General features: G+C 37.5%; 20 protein-coding genes and 1 other annotated feature. Of the genes, 3 read left to right on the top strand and 17 right to left on the bottom strand.

Going from position 1 to position 26,134, the window contains the following annotated elements; all coding sequences use genetic code 11:
* Positions 1 to 163: 163 nt before the first annotated feature.
* The 11 genes from cas5 to leuS form a co-directional block, all read right to left on the bottom strand.
* Positions 164 to 1,249 carry a CRISPR-associated protein Cas5 gene (gene cas5 / locus BMY85_RS13245; protein ID WP_092478747.1) on the bottom strand — a complete coding sequence of 362 codons (1,086 nt, stop codon included), beginning with the start codon at positions 1,247 to 1,249 and terminating at the stop codon, positions 164 to 166.
* Between the two features lie 15 nt (positions 1,250 to 1,264).
* Positions 1,265 to 2,146 (bottom strand): type I-B CRISPR-associated protein Cas7/Cst2/DevR, encoded by an 882-nt coding sequence (gene cas7i, locus BMY85_RS13240; RefSeq protein ID WP_092478746.1) that lies wholly within the window; start codon positions 2,144 to 2,146, stop codon positions 1,265 to 1,267.
* Positions 2,146 to 3,525 (bottom strand): type I CRISPR-associated protein Cas8a1/Csx8, encoded by a 1,380-nt coding sequence (cas8a1, locus tag BMY85_RS13235; RefSeq protein ID WP_177180795.1) that lies wholly within the window; start codon positions 3,523 to 3,525, stop codon positions 2,146 to 2,148. Before cas8a1 ends, cas7i begins: the two co-directional genes overlap by 1 nt.
* Positions 3,526 to 3,537: 12 nt before the next feature.
* A complete protein-coding gene (gene cas6, locus BMY85_RS13230) occupies positions 3,538 to 4,266 on the bottom strand; it encodes a CRISPR-associated endoribonuclease Cas6 (protein WP_092478744.1) in 729 nt (242 codons plus the stop codon).
* Between the two features lie 369 nt (positions 4,267 to 4,635).
* Positions 4,636 to 5,727 carry a radical SAM protein gene (locus BMY85_RS13225; protein ID WP_092478743.1) on the bottom strand — a complete coding sequence of 364 codons (1,092 nt, stop codon included), beginning with the start codon at positions 5,725 to 5,727 and terminating at the stop codon, positions 4,636 to 4,638.
* A gap of 39 nt (positions 5,728 to 5,766) precedes the next feature.
* Entirely contained in the window at positions 5,767 to 9,108 is a 3,342-nt protein-coding gene (locus BMY85_RS13220) for an SbcC/MukB-like Walker B domain-containing protein (protein ID WP_242939742.1), read from the bottom strand.
* The gene (locus BMY85_RS13215) at positions 9,074 to 9,739 is read right to left on the bottom strand and encodes a DUF4194 domain-containing protein (protein WP_092478742.1); all 666 of its coding nucleotides are present in this window, start codon (positions 9,737 to 9,739) and stop codon (positions 9,074 to 9,076) included. The genes BMY85_RS13220 and BMY85_RS13215 overlap by 35 nt, the downstream gene beginning before the upstream one ends.
* A gap of 15 nt (positions 9,740 to 9,754) precedes the next feature.
* Positions 9,755 to 11,146, bottom strand: a complete 1,392-nt coding sequence (locus tag BMY85_RS13210) for a Wadjet anti-phage system protein JetA family protein (protein WP_092478741.1) — start codon at positions 11,144 to 11,146, stop codon at positions 9,755 to 9,757.
* A complete protein-coding gene (locus BMY85_RS13205; protein WP_092478740.1) occupies positions 11,146 to 12,321 on the bottom strand; it encodes a Wadjet anti-phage system protein JetD domain-containing protein in 1,176 nt (391 codons plus the stop codon). The genes BMY85_RS13210 and BMY85_RS13205 overlap by 1 nt, the downstream gene beginning before the upstream one ends.
* 227 nt (positions 12,322 to 12,548) lie before the next feature.
* Positions 12,549 to 13,589, bottom strand: coding sequence for an Ig-like domain-containing protein (locus tag BMY85_RS13200; protein ID WP_092478739.1), 1,041 nt, complete (start codon positions 13,587 to 13,589; stop codon positions 12,549 to 12,551).
* A 151-nt stretch (positions 13,590 to 13,740) separates the two neighbouring features.
* Entirely contained in the window at positions 13,741 to 16,176 is a 2,436-nt protein-coding gene (leuS, locus tag BMY85_RS13195; protein ID WP_330387304.1) for a leucine--tRNA ligase, read from the bottom strand.
* Between the two features lie 259 nt (positions 16,177 to 16,435).
* Positions 16,436 to 16,648 (bottom strand) — a binding site (T-box leader).
* Between the two features lie 519 nt (positions 16,649 to 17,167).
* Here leuS and BMY85_RS13190 point away from each other — a divergent pair.
* Complete coding sequence (locus BMY85_RS13190; RefSeq protein WP_092478738.1) at positions 17,168 to 17,485, top strand: hypothetical protein; 318 nt, start codon at positions 17,168 to 17,170, stop codon at positions 17,483 to 17,485.
* A 155-nt stretch (positions 17,486 to 17,640) separates the two neighbouring features.
* Here the strand turns inward: BMY85_RS13190 and BMY85_RS13185 are convergent, their stop codons facing one another.
* The 5 genes from BMY85_RS13185 to BMY85_RS13165 all read right to left on the bottom strand — a co-directional run bounded on the left by BMY85_RS13185 (position 17,641) and on the right by BMY85_RS13165 (position 22,820).
* Positions 17,641 to 18,921: a glutamate-5-semialdehyde dehydrogenase gene (locus BMY85_RS13185; protein WP_092478737.1), complete on the bottom strand. Its 1,281-nt coding sequence runs from the start codon at positions 18,919 to 18,921 to the stop codon at positions 17,641 to 17,643.
* Positions 18,922 to 18,953: 32 nt separating this feature from the next.
* On the bottom strand, positions 18,954 to 19,901 hold the full coding sequence (argC, locus tag BMY85_RS13180; RefSeq protein ID WP_092478736.1) for an N-acetyl-gamma-glutamyl-phosphate reductase: 948 nt from the start codon (positions 19,899 to 19,901) through the stop codon (positions 18,954 to 18,956).
* 145 nt (positions 19,902 to 20,046) lie between these two features.
* Complete coding sequence (gene trpD, locus BMY85_RS13175) at positions 20,047 to 21,054, bottom strand: anthranilate phosphoribosyltransferase (protein ID WP_092478748.1); 1,008 nt, start codon at positions 21,052 to 21,054, stop codon at positions 20,047 to 20,049.
* 382 nt (positions 21,055 to 21,436) lie between these two features.
* Positions 21,437 to 22,105 (bottom strand): DUF4956 domain-containing protein, encoded by a 669-nt coding sequence (locus tag BMY85_RS13170; protein WP_092478735.1) that lies wholly within the window; start codon positions 22,103 to 22,105, stop codon positions 21,437 to 21,439.
* 4 nt (positions 22,106 to 22,109) lie between these two features.
* Entirely contained in the window at positions 22,110 to 22,820 is a 711-nt protein-coding gene (locus BMY85_RS13165; RefSeq protein ID WP_092478734.1) for a polyphosphate polymerase domain-containing protein, read from the bottom strand.
* Positions 22,821 to 23,020: 200 nt separating this feature from the next.
* Between BMY85_RS13165 and BMY85_RS13160 the strand changes: the two genes are divergently transcribed.
* Together BMY85_RS13160 and BMY85_RS13155 are read left to right on the top strand one after the other, a co-directional pair.
* Positions 23,021 to 23,620, top strand: a complete 600-nt coding sequence (locus tag BMY85_RS13160) for a DedA family protein (RefSeq protein WP_177180794.1) — start codon at positions 23,021 to 23,023, stop codon at positions 23,618 to 23,620.
* A gap of 98 nt (positions 23,621 to 23,718) precedes the next feature.
* A complete protein-coding gene (locus BMY85_RS13155) occupies positions 23,719 to 24,315 on the top strand; it encodes a hypothetical protein (protein ID WP_092478732.1) in 597 nt (198 codons plus the stop codon).
* 204 nt (positions 24,316 to 24,519) lie between these two features.
* Here BMY85_RS13155 and BMY85_RS13150 read toward each other — a convergent pair whose 3' ends face one another.
* A complete protein-coding gene (locus BMY85_RS13150) occupies positions 24,520 to 26,124 on the bottom strand; it encodes a flotillin family protein (RefSeq protein WP_092478731.1) in 1,605 nt (534 codons plus the stop codon).
* Positions 26,125 to 26,134 lie beyond the last annotated feature (10 nt).

Genomic DNA, 26,134 nt, shown 5'->3' with positions numbered 1-26,134 from the left:
CTTTCCCCCCTGTTTTCTGTCGACCTCATTTTCTCATTCAGGAAAATATACATTTTCTTTTTTCCATTTTCAATAAAACACTCTTGAACCCCTTATTTCACAAAGCATTGTCGACCTCCCGCCATTTTTACACGATCTAAGGTCGACAGAACTTTTTCAATGACTATAAAAAATTTACAATCAGTTTTTGTCCTTCTAGCTCATCTACAAACAAATCCTCTGCTGTTTCATAAATGGAATGTTCTGATGTATAGATAACTGGAACTTTACAGAACTCTCTTACGCCAGTCTTTGCTTTTTCTGTATCATAATTCTTATTCAAATAATACTTTGTTCCAGTTATCACCCTGCTGTCATCTGCCTTTGTATATACCTTTTCCTCCCTGATATGTTTCAAAGCGATATACGCTGCATACGGATTTTCAAAATAATCTGTCTCTTGGGACAGTTCCACAAACGAAACCTCTTTCACATTTACAAAGTCTTCGCTTCTTCCAATTGCCTTCAACTCATAAATATGCTCATAAATATCCTGTAACGTCTGCTCTTCTGCCCGAATATGTAAAACAAGTTTTATTTCATGTAACACTTCATAAAATTTCAAACTAGTGGTAAGGGATCGGAACTGGCTAATTGGCTTTGTATAGTGCTCCTGTTCATAAGATTTTACTCCATCTTTCAGCTTCTTTTCCCTTGCCTTGATTTCTTTTTCCCTTGCCTCTATACGCTGGTATTTTTCACTTCCCTTGACAAGCCGTTTCTTCTTCTTTGCTAAAGTTGCCTTTCTAGTTTTCACCATTGCAAGCACAGCCGCCATTTTTCCTGACTTAAATTCCTTTATCTGATCGCTTACCTCTTTCAATGCCTGATATTCACCTAATAACTGCCGGTTATGTACCTGAATCGTAATTTCATTACGAAAGCTGTTTCCCATTGATTTCTTGGCAGATGCAACCTTGTCATATGCGGTAGATAATAACGCCGCATTTTTCATTTTCACTAAAATGCCTCGGTCATCCATAGTGGAATTCAGAAAACAGTAATCGGTATAAGGTTCTCTTGTCATAACACCATATTTTCCCTGAATGCTAATATCCATCTCATGATATTCTGTGTAACCACATGCTGCATGCAAGGCTCCAATTACAGTAGATACTGGTGGCAGAGGATACGTCATTTTATTAAGCATGGTTTCCTCTTTCCTGTAATTTGCACTGGCCTGTTCCAGCACGATTCTTAATGCCCGCATATTTTCACCGACTTTCTATACTCCATAATACTTACATACTTCCTGTTTCAGATTTCCAAAGAACTCCTTAACAGAAAGCGGATTCAGTTCTTTCACCATTTCTTCTTCGTTGTTAAAATTATCTCCCTGTAACAGACCGCAGGAAAATCCTTCTGCCAATTTGCTCTTTAAGTCAGGTGTAATGTGGAATCTGCTGCCTTTTACCGAAACTACATTTTCAAAATAATGGGTTTTCCGGTCACTTAATCCACCGATTACAAATATAGGTTCTGCATTGTCAAGGTTTCCACGTACTACTAAAGACAGATTTTGTACTGCCTGTAAAATGCTGTTGACACGATCGGCTTTTTCCTGACTGCTCGCTTCTTCCGTTTCAAAGTTTTCGTCTTTTCCTATCATATCTAAGTCTATTGTGAGACTGTAAATTTTCTCTGATTTATCGTATTCATACTGATAAGGCATAAGACCACTTTCTTTTGCCTTATCCTGAAGATTGATTCCATTGGCATTGGCATAGTTCGTTGCCAGATAAAGATTATTATGGAATCGGGTTTCATTGACAAAGGAATTACAGGCAATGGCATCTGTCAAATAGAAAGAACTTTTTCTGATATAAGTTGATTTTCCTTGTGTGTTCATATAGCCGCCTTCTAAAGCACGATTATTAGATGCATTTATCTCATCCGAAACCATTTTCTGAGTTGCCCCATCTACGCTAGTCTGTAAATCATCATACATTCCAGACTGTACCATAATGGCATTTTTCAGACTTTCCCGGCTTCTCATGGCATATACTTGTCCTTTTTTATAAACTTTCTGTACAGCACCTATATTTCCTAACCCCTCTGAGTAATTGGATGTCATCTTGGCGATAACGGTTATCGTAACTGCTTTCATTATTCCTCTCCTCCTTGTTTTCTTAAACATGCAATAAATAAGTACACATTATTTTTATATTCTTCACAATTTTCCAATGTACTAAGCAGACAATCTAACGATACATCTGCATAATTGGATAACTGCAGTAAAATCTGGCATACCCGATCATAATCTTTAAACACAAGTGAACTTGTCAATTTTGTCCGATATGCTGCCAATTTATTTTCCTCTATTTTAGCAGCAATCCTTCTTGCACATTTTTCTATTTCTTCCCGTTTCATTTTCTCCCCTCCATCTACGTATTTATATATTTTGGAATTAACGTCAATTAAAGCCTTTAACAGAAAATAATAACTGATTCCTTCGTCTTGCTCCCTTTTCAGCACAAATTCAATCAGCCAGTCCAGTTTTTTCAGGTTGATAATGGAATCCATTACTTCATCTAACACTTTAATATAATAGTCCTCTGTAATTTTAAAACTTTTGTAGAATACACTGTGATTCTTCATTTTATTCAGACTCTTAAAGATCCATATACTCTTTTTCCTTAAAAATACGGTTTCAAAAAAATCATGATCCCGGTGTTTACAGATAAGTTCCACATCATAATTCAAAAAATCTGCTGAGAAAACCAGTTCTTCAAAAAGTACCTGTTGAACAGAAAACCGTTTACCTGTTTTTTCTGCGTCCTCCTTTTTCTTTTTTAATGCTTCTTTCATCCTGTCATTTTCATTCAGCAGTTCTAGCAATGACGAACTGTAATTGATAAAATACCCGTCCATATATTCCGTAAAGGCGAATGGTATGAAATCAAACTCGGATATATCCTTTCCAAGGAAAAAAGTTTTATTATCTTTGTAATAGGAAGCAGATTTTCCTTTTTTCCCCCAGTCCACATAATAACCATTTAACCGGCAGACCTCCTGCGGTTCGCTAAAAAGCAGGTTGGTATTCGCATAATTCCGGTACATATTGGTTTTGTTCCGAAAGGTCTCCCGAATAATTTCCTGACGGTTTGTATTTATTATCTGTAAAATTTCTTCCGCATTCTTCCCGTCAAATTTCTGCTTTCCAAATATTTTTTTCAGCACTACATTGCCAGTAAGCAACGTATTGATTTCTTTTATCTCCTCGTCATTCCATTCATCCCGTTTCAGCATTTTTTCTGCTTTTCGATGCTGAAAATCTTCCCCGTAAATTTCCTCTGCATACGTCAGATACCGTTCCTCTGTAATATCTTCTTTCCGATACCGCAGGATATCCCATTCTTCTTTATTAAAAATGCTATCCTTGTTACAAGGAAGTTCAAAATATTCCAGATATTTGTACAATCCCACAATTGCTGCGGAATACCTCCAGTCCAATGCTTCCAGAGAACTGTCAAATTCTTCGTTCAAGCAAGCCACCTCCTATTCAATCAGTTCCAGCATTCCAAAGCCTTCTGCCCGTCTGCTTAGAATGCCATTATCATAAATATACTGTAACAGAAACGGATCTCCTTTCACTTCCATAACACAGGCCGTACAGTCCATATAGCTATAATGTTTAATTACTACTTTCTTACCATCCAGCACTTTTATGTTAAGCTGGTCGACCTTTGCCTCTGCCATTCCTGCTTCTTTTAACTGACGGCGAAGCACCTCATTTAATCTGGTTTCAAACCCTTTATCTGCTATGGAAACGTAAACATCACGATTATTTTCCCTATTATGCTCTCTTATGCAAAGGGGAGCACCTGTAACTGAACGCATATATACTTTAGAATCGGTAATCAGTTTTTGTGACACCAGTGACAGGTTTATAAGCCGCATTGCATTGTCACCTGCCAGTACATTTTTCTTATATTTCTGTTTTACAAAAGCTTGGAATAAAAGAATTCCTGTCTTACGGCTATCATCCGCAGACATAATCACTTTAAAAGAATTTTTTTCTAATAGAATGGAATCTTTCGTAAAATGTGGATTTGGCAAAAGAATTGCATATGTAAAATCCTTTTGGATCGTATCTTTATAATACCGTTCAAAATATTCTCCTTCATTGCATTTTGACAATGAAGTTTTGATAAAGCTCATAAAGGCTTTCCGGTAGTTAAGAGGCAATTCATTTTTTTCTAATGTAAAATCTAATCGAAATCTCATGACTGCTCCTTTCTAGAATTTTTATGCGTATTGTCTGTAAATACTAGTATAGTCTGCTCATTATTCAAGCAAACTCTACCTATTTTATTATGTGTTTTAAGTAACCCAAGATAAATTGCTTGTATTTTATTAATTAAAATACTGTCAGTAATTATAATACGTTTTTTCTAACATGTCAATTATTTTAAAAAAAAGAACTATTTTTATTTACAGTCCTTTTTTTCCAATATGGTTCCTCTCTACCAAATATAAGCAATATATCTATTTACATTCCACTTTGGCAATCTGCTTTCCTATTTTATCATATTTCCACATTCTAAAGCAACTGCCATCTTTTGTTTTTTCCTTCCCCTCCTAAATTACTCTTATCTATCTTCTAACCAAAGCTTCCACTTGCTCCTTCTTCTGAAACAGCACACACCCTCCTGCATGTTCTTCCATTAAAACATTTTCATCCTGCAGTGCAAGGAAAAGTTTCGACTTCATTGCTTCCTTTAAAGAAGTATCCCTCACATTAATATCCGAGTATGGAGAAAACGGACAAGGTTCTGCCCCTCCCTTTGAATTAATATGGAAAAAGCCTCTTCCTGCTGCAAGGCATCCTCCCGAAGTCTTTTCATCCCCTGGGAATGCAATAAAAATCATCTCTGGATACTTCCCACGAATACCAGTTAATTTTTCCTTGAGCAATTCCCTCTCTTTATCTCCTGGTGCAAGCCCTAGGGTTTTTTCTGTTACTGGTACATACTCCACATAAAAGACAGCCTTTGCACCTTTATTACTCAATGCCTCAACAAACCCGTCCGACATTACTTCCTCTATATTTTCCGTTGTTACAGTAACAGAAGCCCCAAACGTCAAATATTCCTTCTTCATCTTTTCCATAGATTCCGATACACGCTTATAGACACCTTCGCCACGCCGCTTATCTGTCTTTTCCTGATACCCTTCCACGCTAAAAACAGGCACCAGGTTGCGGTACTTATCAAAAAGCTCATAATGCTCTTCATCTATCATTGTTCCATTGGTAAAGATAGGAAACATAACATCTGGAACCTTGGCTGCTTTCTTTATAACGTCTTTTCGAAGCAGAGGTTCCCCACCTGCTAATAGAATAAAACTTACCCCAAGTTGACTGGCTTCTAGAAAAATGTGATTCCATTCCTCATCTGTCAGCTGCTTTACTGGTGCTTTATCCGAGCAGGCATGGTTCGCCCTGGAATAACACCCTGCACAGTAAAGATTACAATTACTTGTAATACTGGCAATTAAAAACGGTGGGATATTCTCACCATTCTCCTTTGCCAACCTTCTCTTCTTGGCAGCTTCTTTACTGCTCACTGCATACTTTGCAAGAAAAACACTTTCCCTTGGGTCTTTTAATGTAGCCTTGATAGCATTTTTTACGATTTTTTCAACACCATTGGATAAATACTGTTCTAAGTTAAATCCCTGTTTCATTCCCAAATCCTCCCATTTCACATACAGTCCTTCCCTGCATTATCCTTCCAGCATACTAAGGTATTTCCCCTTATCAATATGCATCATAGAAATCTGATTCTGATTTCGCCGGAACCCATAAACACAGTCCACATTTCGAATAAGCGATTGCAAACGTTCATCTGGAACACATACAATAAGCTGTAAATCCAGCTTTCTTGCATATTTTAAGCAGACTTCGCTTCGTTTCTGATCCATTTTTGAAAATGCTTCGTCCAGCAACACAAGCTTAATTTTAGAATCCCGGTTGCTCTGATTCATATAAAGCATTGCAAATCCAGCCATTAACGCAACATATTTTGGATTCTGTCCTTCCCCGCCAGAATCACGGCCTGCCATATCATCTACATAATTTTCCCTGATGATAACACCATTTTCATCCGTAACCTGTTCATACATGTTAAATTGCAGATAAGTTCTATAGTCTGCGTATTTCTCCATTTCCTGACGGCTCTGCTTTAATGATCTGTCATCGTCTGCCCTTGGTGGCATAAACTTATCCGTTAAAAGCTTAAGCTTCTGCTCATATTTCTGGAAGAACAAATCATCTCCCAGGCTAATCTGTCCATCATATTCATCAAATTCCGGATTCTTGCTGTCCAGTTCAGGAGCCATAAGCATTTCATAGAACTGCCCGTCTTCATTCTTTGCTGCCTCAATCTTAATCTGATAGGTACTGTCTGCAAAAGAAGTATCCCTTAACATACGGTTTATTTCATTTTTATGCCGTTGTGCCGCCTTAATATCACCATGAATTTTTGCAATAATATTCTGGCGGAGTGTGTTATATACAAGGGTCACCTGTTTATCAAATTCCTCCTGATACTTAGGCTCATAGTTCTTCTGGTATTCTGCTAATTTGTCAAGATACACTTCATTGGATTTCTCAGCACCAGTAAAACCGCAAGAAGGATATTTTCGGATATATTCATTTCGGGAACTGCTAAGCATGCCTGCAAGTTCTTCTTCCGACGCTTCTAATTGATTTTTCTGGCTTAGCAGCTTATTGCGAAGCGTAACTGGTGTTATTCTGGCAAGCTTCTGTTCTACTTCTTCCTCTAACTGCTGATTGGATATATAACCCTGGCTAAGAATAGCAAGCTGTTCCTTTTTATCCTTTACTTTTGTTCTGACAGTCTCGTAAAGTCCTGTCTTTTTCAGTAACGCTTCATCATTGCTGTCCCTCTTTTCGCTTAGCTCTTTCTGCACCTTTTCTAACTGTTTTCTCTTCTCTTCCAGCTCTTTAAACTCGCCCTCTGACAGTTTCTTGATTTCCTGTTCCAGTTCTGCCTTCTTCTCCATTACACTGGCTAGTTCCTCTTTGGACTCTGCTAACTTTACTAAATGCCAGGATTCATACTGGCTAAGGCTTTCATACTCCATAATGCTTCTAAGCCCTCCTGTAATCCTAAGCAGTTCTTTGTGTTTTTCTTCCAATTGTTCAATCTCTAACTCATAAGAAGCAAGCTTTTCCTTTGACACTCTGCTTCCAATGCAGGTGCCTGTAGTATAATCCCTTTTCTTCAAATGCCTGAAAATGAAATTACTATAAGAATAGCAGTCTGGCGTTACGCCTTCTCTTACCTTTTCTAATTCCTCTACCGAACGGCATTTTACAATGCGTCCGATGTAATGCTTCAGACATTCATCAACATAACTGTCTTTTGCAGAAACTGCTTCATACAAAGAATTATCAAATACGGGATTGTCTTCCTTTATAATAGCAGCGGAATTAATCAGATGCACATCTTCAAAGCGCTTTAAAGATCGGAAGACTGCTGCCGCATTATGGGCATATTCCGGTTCCGTAATCAGACACAGCTTCAGGCTTCCTAATCTTCCTTCAATGGCATTTTTCCATTCTGGATCTGTAATATCAAATAAATCTGCAAATACATGAACCTTTATTTTCTTTCCATATAAATTCAAAAGCTTCTGTTCCAGACTTGTTTTTGCCTGACGAATGGTTTCACTATAGGATTTACGGTTATTTTTGATATCATCTACAAGCTGCTTCTTCTCATCAAGTTTTCGTGCCGCTTCTTTCTTCTGTTCATTGTAATCCGTACGGAGCTGGTCGATATCTTCTTTCTCGCTTTGAATAGACGCCTTTAACTGCTCACATCTTTCAACCGTTACTTTCTGTCTCTCAAATGCTTCTATTTGTTCTAACAGCGAATTGCTAATAAAATCTCTAGCAACTTCATCTTCTCCCCATTGTCTTAATCTCTGGGAAATGTGACGCCACAAGCTGCTGTTATCTGCAAGCAAGTCCGCCTTTTCCTGTAAGTCTTTTAAATGCTGCTTCTTACTTCCTAAATCACTAGCCTGTATATCTGCACGGACTTTTATCAGCTGGCTTACAATCTCTTCCCCCTCTGCTTCCAAAGCCTTCTTGGTTTCTTTTAAGCTAACCAGATCTGCTTCATAGCCTGACATTTCTGCATCCCAGGCCTCAATCTTGTTTTTCGCATCTAAAATGTCGATAATTCGGAGTTTCGTTTTGGTAAGCTGCAATTCTGTCTGGGCATGAATAAAGCTCATACCGTGTTCCTTAATGCTAGAAAGCATATCAATCCGCATTTTCACATCGTCAATCTTCTCTTTGATATCACGGTAAGCACCTAGCTGTTCGCTTAATTTTTCAATAATCGTTCCTTCAGACTTAGGGAACATGTAATCCCTAATAAACTGACCTGTTCCATTACTCATTTTTAAAGCAATTGAGCTTTTCTGCATAGTACGAAACCTGCTGCCATCAATATATCCTAAAATTACATCATTTAAGTTGCTGATGTAGGCCTCATTGGATGCATAAAAACGATTCACATCGCCTCTTCCTCTGTTATCTTTGGAGGATTTCCGGCTTTCAATGAGATTTCCTAATTCTCTTTTGGAATATGCAGCACCCGCTCCATTTAAATATCCGTCCTCTGGCATAGCTCCTGAATGACTGAAATAAGAGTACTTGTGAAGTTCCGTATCCCCTTTTCGCACTTCAAAAAATGCTCCCACGCAAGTAATGTTCTGGGTTGCAGTATCTTTGATTTCCAAGGCAATAATGGTATGGAAATCCTGATTATCCCGATTGGCACTTCCGTCCTTTTGCGCTCCTCTTAGGTAACTCATGACACTTCGCTTATTCTTAGCGTCGTCAGCTGCTTTATTTAAAAAGTTAGAGGATAGGCTTCCGTACAGGATTACCTGTATGGCATCCATAACTGTGGATTTTCCCGAACCACTCATTCCACTGAACAAGTTTACATACTCATTGAATTCTAACACCTTATGAGAGATTCCACCCCAGTTATTCAGACACATCCTGGTAAATATCTTCTTCATCCTTTTCCTCCTTCTGTCCATCGTATTCTAACTGTATTTCATCCATTTCTTTTGCGTACTCTTTCACGATTGCATTAATATCTGCCGTTGGGCATAAAATATGAATCGTACTATACATATAAATTGGTGAATCATCCTCCAGATTGCCAATGGCAGATGGAAGTTCTATCATCTGATGGCGTTTTAACATACTAAGAGACTCACTTAACTCTCCAGCTGTCAGCTTCTTAGTAATCAAGCTGGTTTCTGTTCCATATCTTCTGATTTCCGCCAAAGTAGTTACCGTTGCATTAAGTCCATCCCCCATAATTTTATCACGGTAAATGATTTTCAAGAGAAGAACCAGCTTAGTGGTAAGCAGATTGAACCGCTCCGTCAAAACTCCGTCTCCACTTATCCGGAAAATATTTTCTTGTGGTTCGTGTAACAATTCGCATCCTAGGACAGAAACGTAATCGGATATGAATTCTCGATGTCTTACACACACCTGATATCTTGGATTATCCCTTTGTACCAGTGTAACCGGATCATACTTTACTTGCAGGATACAGGTCTGGCGAAACAAATCCTGTATTGTCTTTTTGATGTTCTCTGCCTCTGATAGAGCCAGATTTTCCATGTATTCAAACATTATATTTCAGCCTTTCTACTCTTCGATTACAAGTCTGGAAAATTTAAATCCATTTTTTCCACTAATATCCCTATCAACCGTAATCTTTCTTTCCTTTTCATCATTAACCGTCTGGTTCCAGATAAACATTAACTTTTCTAAATCTTCTATCGAAGCAACCGTATGATTGTCTGCCACAAACCTTCCATCTTTTGTATTTCTTTCTCTGAACTCATCCAGTTCCCTCTTAGTATATAGCGGCTTTGGCACAAAATCCAGCATATCCGAAGCTTCTGTTACTACAGCCTTTACAGGCTCAAATTCTTCCTGTTCTCTTTCTTTTCTCTGGAACAAACTATCTGCTGTCACATTTTCATACTGCATGGTAAGCTTCATACGCTCCGCAAGTTTCTCCAATATCTCATTTTTCTTCCTGCTCTTATCAAGAAGTGCAATAAGCCTTAAGGTATTATCTTCGCTTTCACTTCCCTCCTGCATAATATAATGAATTCTGGCAAGTGCCCTTTTTGCAAATACTGTTTTCTGTTCAATCAGTCTATTGTATTTTCTTTCTATTACATCAAACTCACGTTCGATTTTATATACTAGCATTCCTGCTTCATCGCAATACTCTAATTTCTTTTCATTTCGAACATACTCTCTTGTCTCTTTTTCAAAAATAGTACGGTTTCTTATCAGTTCATTTTTCTTTAAATCGTTATCACTTAAAACAAATCCAATCAATTCTTTTACCGCCTCTTTATAACGGTAAAAACTATCCGTTGTAGTTAAAATGGCGTATTTTCTGCTATCACTGTTGTTAAGTTCTTTTACAAGTACTTCCTGAATTCCAATAAAATCTTTCCTGCTTGAAAGCTCGTCAAAATAAGCCCTCATCCCGTCCTGCATGTTGGATAACAGCTGGCTAAGTCCTTTTGAAGTTTTTAGTGCATTTCTTAATATATCATTATTCTTTTCGGGATCACTATGATATGTGAATAATGCACTGTATACAGACAAAATGCTTTCTTTTTCCCTCTCGCTGTCATCAGCCTGCAGCTGTTTGAACAGCTCTACGTAAAGCTGGCTGTACTCAGGAAATGATATTACATATTCATTTAATGTTTCTTCGAAGTCTCTCTTTAACCATCCCCAGGCAATTAATCTGCTTATAATGCTGGCTGGTGAAAAAGAAAAGCCTTCCTTTTCTGAATCCACTGCATCTTCCGCATCAACTTGCCATTCCATGCGGAAACGGTTCATATTTTCATATATAATCTGCTTTCCCTCTTCGATTGTCAATCCGAGGGACGTGTACATTTCATTATTTTCGTCGTACAACGCCACAAGGAATATCATATAATAATCCATGTTCTTTGTACGGAACAGCTTGTAAAACTGCTCTGGAATTTTATCCTTTAAAATCATTAAGCTCGTACACCTTCCTGTTCTATATCCATTCCGTGCTGCAAGATACAGCTTTTTAATTGTGTAAGTTCTCCTGCATCTAGCTCTATATACTTCTTTCTTTTTTCCTCATCAAATGGTATCCCATATCCAGCCTGCAAAGCTTCTATATACGTTTTAACATCCATTTTCATTGGAACTAACTTCTGGAACAATTCTTTTTTCAAATATTGAAAAATACGAATCCCTCCAAGATCCATATCTCCCCAATGATAGTACGGAGTATCTTTATCTGCAATTGCAGTCAGATGCTTCAAAAACTTCCTTGCTTTAGGAGATGGAAATCCATGAATGAAAATATATAAATTCTCTGCATTGTAATTCATATCTTCGTAATTAGCTTGATTTTCTATGGTTATAATCTTCTTTACTCCCTTTAAGGAAACTGGCACAGAATGAACCAGCGTCTGGGCATTTATAATATTTCCATAAATCATGCTTGATGAGTCTATTATGTTTCCTTCAATACTGTATACTAAATTTCCTTTCCATGCAAGTGTCTGTGAATATGTTAGTATTCCATATTCAGCCAGAATCTCATAATCATGCATGCCTTCTAAGATATTCGGATTCTTTTTAAGTACCGTAAGGACACGCTTTTCGTATTTTTTTTCAAAAAGTTTCGAGTCATGAAACACGTCTTCACTAAAGAAACGCTTCCAAGTATAGTCTTTTAATTGGGCTATGTGATAGAGACACTTTAGAAATAATCTGTCATCCGCATTTTGAACGAACTTGCCTTTTTGCAGTTTTTCCAGTATGTCCGTATAATATTGAACAAGCCAGGATTTTTCCGTCTTCTCTTTCAGCTCTGTAATAAAAAGAATCTGTTCTCTCAATATCTGTCTAGGATTAGGACATTTTACAATTTTGTATAGTTTATCAAGACTGGACATAGGAAAATCTATCTTTTTTATATCCGTATGAAATGAATTCCAGTCAGGTTTTATTAACTTCTGCTTTTCTAGTTCCTTAGCTTGTTCTATAAGGCTTTGTTTTCCAATTTCATTAATAACTGACTGATCGATCTCTGGATGTTTCACCCCATCGTTGCACCCTGCACGCCAGTCACAGGCTGATTTGTTATTCCCCTCTGCATAACGTTCTATTAAATATTGAGCTAGTGTTTTGGACAAAATATTTCCTCCTTTATGTCAGATCACTACCGTTGTAACAAAATCTTTTCTATGCCAAAAAGGTTCCGTCATCCACTAATGGCAGCCTCAGATTTTATTCTGTCCAGAATGGACAAAATCCAGACCTGTTGAGCTGAACAGGACTGGATTATTTTTTATCTAAGATAAACAGCCAGATGCATCATCTGACTTTTCTTTTATCTGCTTCCAGATAAAAGGCTAACTGTCTAATTCTCTTTCTTCGTATATACTTTGCATTTTGTCCTCTTATTTCCCATTATTACCTGGACAGTGGCGCTTCCTTCTTTTCCCTGAGCCTCAATATAAATTGCATTATGTCCATCAGCTTGTGCTGTTACCACATTTGCATTACTAGTGACGCATTTTATATCATAATAGTCTCCCGCATTATATGGTTCTGTTACAAAGCTCAGCGAACAGCTTTCATCCAAACTAAGTTCTATTTCCTCTGCTTCCAATTCAATCCATTTTATTTGTGGTTTTCTCACACTGACTTTGCAGATATATTCCTTATTATGTACTATGGCCGTAACTCTTGCAGTTCCAACGGATTTTGCAGTCAATTTTCCATTTTTCACACAAACGACAGAATTATCGGATGACTTCCACCTGACAGGAAACGAACATCCCTGTAATTTAATTGTCTGTGACTGGTTAGGCTCTAATACAACACTTTTTTCACTTAAGACAGGCGATTCCACTATTATCTTACAAGTCTTTTGGGTTCCACCTGCTTTTGCAGTTATTGTGGTTCTCCCTTTCCCTGCTGCAATGACTTTTCCCTTAGAAGTTACTTTTGCAACATTTCTATTATTGCTGGACCAAGCCACTGACTTTGAAGTTCCACTTGCTTTTAATTGAAAATGTTCCCCTGTCAGCAAAGTCTTTTGCGTTTTATTGATTACTATGTGTTCTTTCACCACCCGATGTGATGCTGCTCCTGTTGACGCAGGCTTTGATTTACCAGATGAACTGCTGCTTGGCCCTCCATTTGGAAAACACTTTTTGCACGGCGTTAATCCGTAAGATTTTGCTTCTGATAAAGATGCAGGAAAATAGGTACCATTTCCGCACTTGTGGGTATGATATTTGCTTCCTGTACGTGTAATATATACTGTTGTTTCAGCCTGTAGTGTTGTTGTGCTGATGACAGGTACTCCACCAAGACTGACCTGCAGCACCATCACAGCTAGTAATAGCCCAGTATACATTTTTTTCATTAAATTTGTGTTCTTTAAACGCTCCATTTTTTCATTCTCCCTAATAGTATTTTCACTGAACCAGTTTAACATATTATATATATTTTGTCTAATCTCTGCAAAACCAAAGCAATAAAAACTGCCAGATTAGAACGTCTATACATTCCAGACTGGCAGTTTTATCCGCAAACGCTATTATTTATTTCACAACAATATTAATAATCTTACCTTTTACATAAATCTCTTTTACAATATTCTTGCCATCAATTGCATTCTTAACTCCTGGCACTTCCTTGGCCTTAGCAATTGCAGAACCGCTTTCTTCATCCACAGCAATTTCTACTTTGCCTTTGACTTTTCCATTTACCTGAACACCGATTTCAACGGTATCTTCTTTGATTGCTTCTTCATCAAATACTGGCCATGGCTCAAATGCGATTGTATCATCATGTCCAAGAATACTCCACATTTCTTCTCCTATGTGCGGTGTAATACAGGAAATCATTTTTACAAATCCTTCTGCATACTCTTTTGGACACTTGCCTGCTTTATAACATGCATTGACAAAAATCATCAGCTGGCTGATTGCAGTGTTAAATCCTAATTGTTCAAAGTCGCTTGTAACTTTCTTTACCGTCTGATGATATACTTTTGTTAACGTATCATCCTTATCTTCTACGATATTTTCATCATTCGTAAAGAATGTCCATACACGGTTTAAGAACTTTCTAGCACCTTCTACCCCTTGCTGGCTCCAAGGTTTTGACACCTCTAAAGGTCCCATGAACATTTCATAAAGCCTAAGCGTATCTGCACCGAAATCCCTTACAATATCACTTGGATTTACAACGAATTCAGGGAAACGTTTTCCCATCTTGATTCCGTTAGAACCAAGAATCATGCCCTGATGGACTAATTTCTTAAATGGCTCTTTTACTGGTGATAAGCCTTTATCATATAAATAACGGTTCCAGATTCTGGAATACATAAGGTGGCCTACTGCATGTTCCGGCCCTCCGATATATAAGTCAACTGGTAACCAGTGTTTTAACAATTCCTGATTCGCAAATTCTTTATCATTGTCTGGATCGATATAACGCATGTAATACCAGCTTGAACCTGCACTGCCTGGCATGGTAGAGGTCTCACGTTTTCCTTTGATTCCATTGTTGTCATATTGTTTCCACTGGGTAGCATTTTCAAGTGGTGCCTGACCATTTTTGCCTTTGTAATCTTCCAGATCTGGTAAAATTAATGGTAATTCTTCGTCATCAAGCACATGGATTTCGTCATTTTCCATATATACAACGGGAACTGGTTCTCCCCAGTATCTTTGTCTGGCGAAAATCCATTCACGGAAATGATAGTTGACTGTTTTCTTAGCAACTCCCATTTTCACTAGTTTATCGGTAATAGCAGGTTTTGCTTCTTCTACTGTCATGCCTGTAAATTCTTCCGAATTCATTAACTTGCAGCCTTTTCCAAGGTAGTCGCCTTTTTCAAACGCTTTTTCTGTAACATCTGCCCCTTCAATTACCTGAATCATAGGAATGTTGTGAACCTGTGCGTATTCAAAGTCTCTCTGATCATGTGTAGGAACTGCCATTACAGCACCAGTTCCATAACTAGCTAATACGAAATCCCCAATAAATAAAGGTACCTCTTTTCCATTTACAGGGTTAATTGCATACACCCCTTTTAAGCAGCATCCAGATTTTGTTTTATTAAGCTGAGTACGGTCCATATCATTTTTCTTTAAGGTTTCCTCAATATAGGCCTGTACTTCTTCTTTATTTTCAATTCTTGGCATTAATTCTTTTACTAAATCTCCTTCTGGAGCAAGTACCATAAACGTAATCCCATAAATGGTTTCGATACATGTTGTGAAGATGGAGAATTTTCCACCCCCAACGATATCAAACTCTACTTCTACACCTTCGGATTTTCCAATCCAGTGTCTTTGCATTTCCTTAGTAGATTCTGGCCAGTCAATTTCCTCTAACCCTTCTAGTAATTTTTCTGCAAATGCTGGCTGGTTGATAACCCATTGTTTCATATTCTTGCGAACTACTGGGAAACCACCACGTTCAGATTTTCCATCAATCACTTCATCATTGGAAAGAACGGTTCCAAGTTCTTCACACCAGTTTACTGGCATGTCTACATATTTTGCATATCCATCTAAATAGAGCTGTTTGAAAATCCACTGTGTCCATTTATAAAAACTTGGATCACTTGTAGCGATCATTTTGGTCCAGTCATAGTCAAAGCCAAGTTCCATAAGCTGTTTGGAAAATGTTTTGATGTTTTCCTGTGTAAAGCCATTTGGGTGATTTCCTGTGTTGACAGCATACTGTTCTGCTGGTAAACCAAAGGAATCATAGCCCATTGGATGAAGCACGTTGTATCCTTGCATACGTTTCATACGGGAAACGATATCGGTTGCAGTATATCCTTCTGGATGTCCTGCATGCAACCCTACACCTGATGGGTAAGGGAACATATCCAGTACATAGTATTTTGGCTTACTGAAATCCCATACATCTGTTTTGAATGTTTCATGTTCAGCCCAGTATTCCTGCCATTTCTTTTCAATGACTTTTGGATTGTATTTCTTTTCCATATTGTGATTCATTGTTTTCTCCATCCTTCTTTTATTATTAATTAACAGAACAAAGTCTGCATTCCTCAGGTCCTCGCAGCTAAAGTTGTCTTGATGGGACTCAGACTTTGCTGCGCCAGGCAGGTGTCGCTGTTTTTTAGCGACTAACTTCCTTGCCTGCCTGTGTGCATCCTGTGCCCTTCTTTTTAAGGGCACTTTTTATTTGATAGGGAAAGACTTGCAGAGGACTTTCCTATCAAATAAAAAACCTTCCGTCTCTTAATATGTATTCTCAAGAGACGAAAGGCAAAACCTCACGCGGTACCACTCTCATTCAGGACTTGTCCTGCACTTAATATTCTATAACGGGAATTCCCGCCAAAGCTTACTTAAGTTCAGCTTTAGTGTTCATAGACGAGTTCAAAGCTTCTCAGGTTATCTTCCACCAGACGATAACTCTCTGTGACTGAGGACAGCTTCTACTACTTCTAATCATAACAGGTTCATTATAAAATTCTCTGAATAATACAGTAACCTTTTACAGGGAATCTGTCAAGCAAAAAATAGCTAATACCTAAACAATCATCTATACTCTTATCTTACCTCATCCGTTGAAAGATATAATTTTTATTTTGAAGCCAAAAACTGTTCATTTCCATGCAGAACAAAGTACAACCCCAATTATTGGATTATCCGCTTTATTTTTCTTTTTTTGCCGTACATAAGATTTACCCAAAAAATAATTTTGAAGTATAATAGTTTTGACAGCAAATATTAATGAATGCAAAAATTAGTTAAAATCACCTTGGAAAACAAGAGTTATTTTAACTAATGATTTTAATAAAGAAACATATGAAGAACTTAAAATCCGAGAGATAAGCAAAATACTACATATAGGTCAATCAACGGCGGGAAGCAGACTTGTAAAAGCTCGAGAATTATTAAAAAAAGAAATGAAGGAGAGAAATGTATATGAAAAATTTCAAAAATTATTGTAATGAAGAACTTGTGAATATCAAAATGAATGATAGGCCAAAAATTACCAGATGATAAAGAAACGGAATGGTCTTATAAAGAAGTATGTACTTACTTTGGTAAGAATATCGCACTTACTAAAGTACCAGATAATTTAAAAATAACCACATTAAAAGATCCAAAGATAGTGTATATTAATGAAAATAATGAAGTTACCTTTGATAATATTGAAATTACTTATCAGGAAAAAAGTATTTTAGAATCAGGAGCATACATTAATATCCTTATGTCTAAAAATAATATAATAACAACTTCTTTGATAAAACAAAATACTGTAAAGAACATAATGAAAGACATTATTAACTAGTATTTTATCGTCCTTCCCCGCATTCATAGATGCAATTCACCTTCTATAAACATTTGCAAGCATAAAAACAAAGGGCTATTTCAGTTTATTTTCAGCATTATCATTTCATGCCATTTAAATAACCTGACATTTGCCCTTGTTTCCTAACGTAGAGGTTAATCCAGTTCCTTAAAATGAAATTCCTTCTTGCCGCTCGCATAATCATCCACAATATGGCCATCTCCATATATTTCATACTTATAAGTAACCATACCCTCTAATCCAACAGGACCTCTTGCGTGAATCTTTACTGTACTGACACCAACTTCAGCACCAAATCCATAACGGTAACCATCTGCAAATCTTGTTGAACAGTTGTTGTAAACTCCTGCCGAGTCAACAAGTCTCATAAACTGTGCAACTGCTTCCTTATCTTCTGCAATGATACAGTCTGTATGATGAGAACCATTTTTATTAATATACTGAATGGCTTCTGCCTCATCTTCTACAATGCGGACAGACACGATGTAGTCCAGATATTCTTTTACTAATTCCGCATCTTCTACCACATCACAATTGATGTAATCAGACACTTCCTTATTTCCTTTCACAGTAACATGATTGTCTGCAAGTACCTTAGCAAGTAAAGGTAAAAATTCTTTGGCAATAGTGCGATTTACTAATAAAGCTTCCACCGCATTACATACCGATACATATTGTGTCTTGGAATCTACGATTATTTTTAAGGCTTTTTCAAAATCAGCTGATGTGTCTACATAAATATGACATTTTCCATCTGCATGGCCCAATACAGGAATCTTAGTATTATCCATAATATAACGGACAAATGCATTAGAGCCACGAGGAATAATCAGATCTACATATTCATCGTATTTTAGAAGTTCAGAGATTTCCGTTCTTTCCTCTGCCTGAAATAACACATGTTCCGAAATTCCAGCCTTTACAAGCGCTTTCTGAATGGACTGGAACAATACACGGTTTGTATTAAAAGTCTCGCTTCCGCCTTTTAACACGGCACAGTTACCACTCTTAATACAAAGGGAGGAAATCTGAACCAAAGCATCTGGACGTGCCTCGAAAATAATTCCGATCACTCCGATAGGACAGGTTTTTCTGTACATATTAAGACCTTCGTCAAGCTGCCTTGCCAATGTAGTTTTAAATAATGGATCCGGCAACTGGATAAGATCCGCTAATCCTGCCACAAGTCCTTCTAATTTTTTCTCATTAAATTTTAATCTCTGAATAATGGAATCTGCAAGATTTGCTTTATGAGCCTCTTCCAGATCCTTTTTATTTGCCTTAAATATCTCGGCACTGTCTGCCTTTAATTCTTCTATAATACAGGATAATGCTTTATTTCTTTTTTCAACTGGCGTTGCTCCAAGAACTGGACTCTGCGCCTTCATTTCTACTAATGCTTCTCGAATATTCAAAGATTACTGCCTCCTTTTACAAAATACAATTTTTATAAATTCAGTCCTTTCGCTTCCTCACAGCCTAGCACAATATTCATACACTGAATGGCTGCACCAGAAGCCCCTTTGCCCAGATTATCAAAACAAGCGGTAATCTGGATTCTATCTTCATTACCTGTTACATAAATGTCAAGACCATCCCATCCGCTGCGGGAATTACCACTTAAAAAACCATTGGTGTCTGCTTCTTTTCCAAATGGCATGACACGAATAAACTGCTGGTCTTTATAGTAATCTGACAAATATGTATGAATGCTTTCTGGTGTCTGGTTTCCACTTAGCATTTTGCTATATAAAGGCAGGCAAACTACCATTCCACTATAATAATCACAAACCATAGGTGTAAAAATCGGTTTATTCTCTAATCCTGTAATTTTCTGCATTTCATTTAAATGTTTATGCTGCTGAGTCAAAGCATAGACTCTAGGTGCATCTAATTCTGTTTCCCGTTCTGCCGCCTCATATTGTGCAATGGCTTTTTTACCTGCACCTGAGTAACCGGAAACTGCATATGTAACTACTGGGTAATCTGCTGGCATAATACCGCCCGCTACAAGAGGATTGCACATGGAAATGAATCCTGTTGCATAACAGCCTGGTACTGCAATTCTCTTGGCATTTCTGATTTTCTCTCTCTGTCCTGCATTTAATTCAGGAATACCGTATGTCCAGTCTGGACTGGTTCTATGGGCTGTAGAAGTATCTAGCACAATCACATTTTCATTGTCTATTAATGCAACAGATTCTCTTGCTGCATCATCAGGCAGACATAAGAATACAATATCTGCTTCATTCATAAGTTTTTTCTTCACTTGCGGGTCTTTCCTGACTGCCTCATCAATTTCTATTAGTTCAACGTCATCTCGTACACGAAATCTCTCAAAAATACGAAGTCCTGTAGTACCTGAACTTCCGTCAATAAATACTTTCTTCTTCATAGTTTCATCTCCATAGCGTATTGTTTTGCATAATTATTCATTATTATATTACTATAGTAGCTGTCTTTTTCTCTCTTGTCAATAAAAAGCAGATACCTAAAATAGTACCTGCTTTTTCCAATGCTTCATATATTTTTATGTACCCTTATGCATTTGTTGCTGCCACAAACTGATTGAGCTTTTCTAATGCCTTACCGCTCTTAATTAATTCCTTTACCTCTTTAATTGCTTCTTCTAAAGGAATTCCATCCTTTGCCAAATACAAACCTGCAGCTGCATTAAGTACCACAATATCAGCTTTCGCACCTTCTTCGCCATTTAAAATATCCCTGGTGATCTGTGCATTTTCTTCTGGAGTTCCACCTACAATATCCTCCTTAGTACACATAGTAAACCCAAGTTTATCTGGCTCAATTGTATAAGATGTAAACTCTCCATTCCGGTATTCACAGGCTTTGGTTGGAGCACTTAAGGAAATCTCATCTAAACCATCCATGCCATGTACAACCAGTGCTTTCTTTACACCTAATTTAGCAAGAACTCTTGCCATCGGTTCTACTAATTCCTGTTTATATACTCCCATCACCTGTACTTCTGCACATGCTGGTGAAGTAAGTGGTCCTAATATATTAAATACAGTTTTAATTCCAAGTTCTTTACGGATAGGTCCTACATTTTTCATTGCCTGATGATACACTTGTGCATGCATAAAAGCAATGCCTGTCTCTTCTAATACTTTTTCCATTTTTTCAGGTTCAAGCATAATATTGACACCTAATGCTTCTAATACATCTGCTGCACCACTTTTACTGGATGCCGCACGGTTTCCGTGTTTCGCTACCTTAATGCCTGCTGATGCAATGACTAGAGATGCCGTTGTAGATATATTAAAGGAATTGGAACAGTCTCCACCAGTTCCTACAATTTCAAAAACATCTCCACTATGATTCAGTTTTTTAGAGAACTTGCGCATACCAATTGCAGATGCGCAAATTTCATCAATGGTTTCCCCTTTCATTTCTAAAGCTGTTAAATAAGCTGCTTTCATTACATCGTTTGCCTCTCCACTCATAATGGATTCCATAACCTGCTCTGCCATCTCTGGGGATAAATCCTGCTTCTCTGTTAATTTTTTTACTGCGTCATTAATAATCATAATCATACCTCCATGTGTTGTAATTGTGTCTGTCAGGTACGATTCTCTTGTTATTATGTCTTAATGCTGTTCAAGATAAACATTTGATGTATGCTGTCTTATGTAACTTTGTGAAAAAAACAAAAACCGCCCATGACAGACTTAACTGCCAAGGACGAGTTCTTCACCCGCGGTGCCACCTTGATTCATGGATAACCACGCACTATTCTATATCATTCTCCTCAGCGGCCCATTTGACAATCTGCATCTCCATTCCATTCTCAGCATCTGGAACTCTCTGTAGGCGCATATAAAGCCTTTTCTTCCGCGTCATCGGTTAGTAAAAGTATACATTCTGGAACAAGTTTGTGTCAATAGAAATCTGAAAAATTATTACGTATTACAAAACATCCTTTTGTGTAGCCTGTCTGCCACACATAATAGTCAGATTCCCATTACGCACTCGAATTTCATCAATCATCTTCTTCTCATCAGCTTTATTTTTCATAGTAATTTTATATCGAAGTTCAAACATGCTTCCAAGATTTGTTGTCTTTACAGATTCCAGATAATGTTTTGTTGTGTATGTAGCAAAAATCTCATCGAATAATCCTGCATACTCCAGATTTTCTGGAATTGTAATCTTTAAATCTCTTTCCTGAACTCTTGTTTCCCCAAATGAAGTTTTGTTTAATGCAAAAAATACAAAACCAATTATTACTGTGCATAGTGCAGCAAATGCAATTAAACCTGTTCCTGTCGCTAAACCTACTGCCATTGCGAAAAATACGCCAAGAATTTCTTTTGAGCTTCCTGGTATGGAACGAAAACGTACTAATCCAAATGCACCTAAAATGGCAACACCTGTTCCAAGGTTGCCATTTACCAGCATAATTACCATCTGTACTAATACTGGAAGCAATGTTAATGTGATTGCAAAATTTTTTGAACATATACCTGTGTACATGTAAATAATGGATATCACCATTCCTAAAACGATCGATACCAGCATGCATATCAGTGCCTGCTGAATTCCAATTACGTCTTTTGTTAGAATACTTGTAAACATAGTTCTACACTCCCCTTGCTAATAATGATTTCTTGTAAATATTTCCATACTTTGAAAAGGAAACTGGATAAATTTTAAGTTCTGACAATATATTTGCCAGCCATAACGGAAATACGCCTGGAACTTTTATTTCCATCAGATAGTCCCCTTCTTCCAGCAGCTTTTCTCCATAGTCCCCCAAACTAAGATCCAAGTCTGTAGTACGGCTTCTGATATTCTGATCCACGGTAATTCTCACTTGTGCATCTTCATTACTAAAAAAAGCTAACCTGTCATAGGCTAAAAACAGTTTTGGAAGTGGATTATAGTATTCTAAAAAATAATCAATTTCCCTTACAATCTGACTCTCTTTATCTGGTCGCACACCGTAATCAAGATAATTCTTTGCTTCTTCTAACGACATAGAAGTTCTTCGCTTAAATACAACACCATTCCATTTCTTTTTCAGTTCCACAAATACAGCAGATTCCTTCGATGGAATTCCGTAGCTTCTAAGCCTTAGCTTTTCTTTATACTTAGGCTTGCTAATAGAATAACGAATCAAATCATAAGTATCTGTATCATAATAAATATTGCAAATGGTATGTAGTCCGTACTCATCCAAAGTAATTTTATCTTCCGTTCTCTGCAAGAAAGATTCAAACTGCTCCTTTGTCATCATGTACTTTTTCTCCACCCTTTCAAAGGATGAAATATAAACGTTTGCCTTTGCCATTATAACCCCCTTTCTGTTATGGAATAACATCTATCATTTCCATAACCAAATATTTCATATGTTATTATATATCATTTTCTTATGAGAACCTATTCTTTTTATTGCTTTTCTTATGAAAAAAGTAGCTAACTTTCTTTTTATGGAATGAAATCTCCATGTTTCCCATATATATTACAAAACCTTATTTCTTTGGAGTATCTATGGATTTCTTTATAAATCTTATTTATGAATATGGCTTGTTTGCTATGTTCTTTCTCATTCTTATTGAATATGCCTGTTTTCCTGTATCCAGCGAAATTGTACTTCCTTTTTCTGGCGCTGTTGCGGCATCTTCTGGCATCCACTACCCCTTTATTCTCCTTGCCAGTATTGCCGCAGGTTTAATCGGAACCAGCATCTGTTTCTTTATTGGACAAAAAGGCGGCACGCTTATTCTATTAAAAATTCAGAAAAAGTTTCCTAAGTCTCAGGCATCTTTTGAAAAATGCTATGAAAAGTTTCAAAAACAAGGAACTAGTTTTGTCTGCATTTCAAGAGTCATCCCCCTTTGCCGTACATACGTTGCTTTTGTAGCTGGTGCTCTAAACTTAAAATACAGTTCTTTTTGCATTGCATCTTTTGCTGGAATATCCGTATGGAATGCCCTGCTCATAGGATTAGGATATACGCTAGGAAATAACTGGGAGCAAGTAACCTATTATTACGGCAAATACAAACACATTTTCATAATCACAGTAATCGTGAGTCTTGGAAGTTATCTTATTTACCACCTCCGAAATCGAAAAAAAAACTATACATAATTCACAATTTCTTATGATGTTTGTAAACGCCTCTCTTCTCCGTGCCGATACTACTAATATAGGCATAAACTGGAATATAAATTCAAGGAGGAATGAGGATGAGTGTAATAGGAATTCAGACAGAAACCAATTATACTAGTTCTGTCAATTATGAAACCAGCAAAAAGAATACAGCTGAAAATGATGATGTCAAATCTGCTCCTGCTCAAGATGAATTTGTAAAATCAGCTCCAAAACCATCCAACAGTTCAAAACAGATTTACAAAAAAGATATTGCAATTGTGGAGCGTTTAAAACAGGAGGCCCTTGAACGCAGACAGCAGCTGATTTCTTTAGTAGAAAAAACATTATCCAAACAAGGAACCGCTTACAATACCTTAAAGGATTTGTTTCAAGCGATAAAAGACGGCAAAGCAGAAATAGATCCTGCCACTGTGGAACAGGCTAAACAAGATGTTGCAGAAGATGGTTACTGGGGAGTCGCAAAAACTTCCGATCGTTTTGTAGCGTTTGCAAAGGCACTTACCGGTGGAGATCCTTCCAAAGCAGATGATATGATTTCAGCTTTGGAAAAAGGCTTTAAAGAAGCGGAAAAAGCTTGGGGTGGTGAGCTTCCAGATATTTGCAAACAGACAATTGAAATGACTCAAGAAAAACTGACAAAATGGAAAAACGAATTAACCCCAGACGAATAAAAATTACCGTGTTTAAACATAAAACAGCTGGCATATAACTGGGATTTGCATTTTTTCCACAGTTTATACCAGCTTTGTTGTTTTTCCACAATCAACTATATAAAATATACTTTTTCTTTAGGTCATTATAGCAATCATATCGTATTTTTCCCTCTTTTTGAAGTCTACCAGCTACTATGCCAGGCACCACACATCTTTCTAATTTTATCCCTGTGCATCTGCACTAGCTGACATTGCCTGTTTATCTCCCTTTGAGACAATTGGCGTTCCACTGGTGGTAATATTCACATTTTTTGTAACCTGGGCATCATAGCCTTTTGCTTTTACGATATCTCCCAAATCAATTCCTGTTACTTCTTTCATGGATTCAAATACCTGTGTCATAACACCTGTTACATTTCCTGCCACATTAGATACGCCATTTCCATCTCCACTTCCACCATCCATAATAATAATCTTATCAATCTGTGATAATGGCTGTGCAATTTTTCCCGCAACATCAGGCAATATATTAATAAGCATTTCTGCAACAGCAGCACCTGTGTACTTCTGGTAAGCTTCTGCCTTTTTCTCCATAGCTTCCGCTTCCGCAATACCTTTTGCACGGATTGCTTCCGCTTCTGCAATACCTTTTTGCCCGATAACATCAGCCTCCGCTTCACCTGTCTTTTTAATGGCTTCTGCTTCTGCTTCTGCTTTGATTTTCTGTGCTTGTGCCTGTGCCTGTGCATATTTTTTCTGAGCTTCTGCTTCCGCTTCTGCTTCGGCAATCTTACGGTACTTAGCGGCATCGGCAATTGTCTGCTGCTTTTCTTTGTCCGCCATAGCTGGTTCTACAACTTCTGCACGTAAGCTTTCTTTTTTACGTTCTGCCTGTTTCTGGGCAAGTTCGATATTTTTCTGCTCCTTAGCAATCTGAATCTGTACCTGAGCAGCTTCAATATCCTTTTGTCTTTCCTGTTTTAACAGCTCTGCATCCATTTCCGCTGTAACCACTTCTTTATAAGTAATATTTTTCTGAATATCGTAAGCAGCATCTGCTTTTGCTTTAGCAGCCTGCTGTTCCTGCATGTAAGCAGCTTCCTGGACAGCTTTTAATTTAGCAGCCTCTGCGATTTCAGTTTCTGCCTGCAGTCTGGCCTGTTCACCAGCTCTTCTTGCTTTAGATGTTTCAATCTGAGTCTCACGGCTTGCTTCCGCTTTGGCAATTTCAGCATCTTTCTTTTTGTCTGCAATCTGTTTCACACCTAATGCTTGAATATAGCCATTGCTGTCATTAATATCTTTAATCGTAAACACTTTAACTTCCAAACCCATTTCCATAAGCTCAGTACCAACCACTTCCTGAACCTTAGAGGAAAATGTTTCTCTGTCCCGGTAAATTTCTTCTACCGTCATAGTAGAAACAATTTCACGTAATTTGCCTTCCAGAACATTTGTAGCTGTATTTCTAATACTGCTTTCAATCTGCTGTTCGTTTCGGCCTGTAAACTGCTCTATCGCATTGAAAATGGAATTATATTCATTTTTTACTTTAATAACAGCTGTACCAATTACTGCAAGTGGAACACCTTGAGAAGACATGCTTTCTTCTGTTGCTACATCGATCTGGATATTGCCTAAAGAGATGTAGTCAATGCGTTCAAATACTGGAATAACCAGTCCACCGCCACCAGTAATAATCCTCTTTCTTGTACCTGTAACAACAGCAGCCTTATCCTGAGGAACCTTTTTCCACATAGAAAGAATCACTATAAGTACCAGCACAATGGCTCCTGCTACAACTGCTGCAATCTTTAATTGTTCCATAAACTCCTCC

The organism is [Clostridium] polysaccharolyticum, from assembly GCF_900111595.1.
GTDB lineage: Bacteria > Bacillota > Clostridia > Lachnospirales > Lachnospiraceae > Clostridium_AI > Clostridium_AI polysaccharolyticum.
Note: the sequence above shows the minus strand (reverse complement) of the source record. Positions and strands in the feature narration are given on the sequence as shown.

What these genes read in the sequence shown, in the direction of transcription:
- cas5 (WP_092478747.1), bottom strand. Translation starts at nt 1,249, where the DNA reads ATGCGGGCATTAAGAATCGTGCTGGAACAGGCCAGTGCAAATTACAGG.
- cas7i (WP_092478746.1), bottom strand. Translation starts at nt 2,146, where the DNA reads ATGAAAGCAGTTACGATAACCGTTATCGCCAAGATGACATCCAATTAC.
- cas6 (WP_092478744.1), bottom strand. Translation starts at nt 4,266, where the DNA reads ATGAGATTTCGATTAGATTTTACATTAGAAAAAAATGAATTGCCTCTT.
- BMY85_RS13225 (WP_092478743.1), bottom strand. Translation starts at nt 5,727, where the DNA reads ATGAAACAGGGATTTAACTTAGAACAGTATTTATCCAATGGTGTTGAA.
- BMY85_RS13220 (WP_242939742.1), bottom strand. Translation starts at nt 9,108, where the DNA reads ATGAAGAAGATATTTACCAGGATGTGTCTGAATAACTGGGGTGGAATC.
- BMY85_RS13215 (WP_092478742.1), bottom strand. Translation starts at nt 9,739, where the DNA reads ATGTTTGAATACATGGAAAATCTGGCTCTATCAGAGGCAGAGAACATC.
- BMY85_RS13210 (WP_092478741.1), bottom strand. Translation starts at nt 11,146, where the DNA reads ATGATTTTAAAGGATAAAATTCCAGAGCAGTTTTACAAGCTGTTCCGT.
- BMY85_RS13200 (WP_092478739.1), bottom strand. Translation starts at nt 13,589, where the DNA reads ATGGAGCGTTTAAAGAACACAAATTTAATGAAAAAAATGTATACTGGG.
- leuS (WP_330387304.1), bottom strand. Translation starts at nt 16,176, where the DNA reads ATGAATCACAATATGGAAAAGAAATACAATCCAAAAGTCATTGAAAAG.
- BMY85_RS13190 (WP_092478738.1), top strand. Translation starts at nt 17,168, where the DNA reads ATGATAGGCCAAAAATTACCAGATGATAAAGAAACGGAATGGTCTTAT.
- argC (WP_092478736.1), bottom strand. Translation starts at nt 19,901, where the DNA reads ATGAAGAAGAAAGTATTTATTGACGGAAGTTCAGGTACTACAGGACTT.
- BMY85_RS13170 (WP_092478735.1), bottom strand. Translation starts at nt 22,105, where the DNA reads ATGTTTACAAGTATTCTAACAAAAGACGTAATTGGAATTCAGCAGGCA.
- BMY85_RS13165 (WP_092478734.1), bottom strand. Translation starts at nt 22,820, where the DNA reads ATGGCAAAGGCAAACGTTTATATTTCATCCTTTGAAAGGGTGGAGAAA.
- BMY85_RS13160 (WP_177180794.1), top strand. Translation starts at nt 23,021, where the DNA reads ATGGATTTCTTTATAAATCTTATTTATGAATATGGCTTGTTTGCTATG.
- BMY85_RS13155 (WP_092478732.1), top strand. Translation starts at nt 23,719, where the DNA reads ATGAGTGTAATAGGAATTCAGACAGAAACCAATTATACTAGTTCTGTC.
- BMY85_RS13150 (WP_092478731.1), bottom strand. Translation starts at nt 26,124, where the DNA reads ATGGAACAATTAAAGATTGCAGCAGTTGTAGCAGGAGCCATTGTGCTG.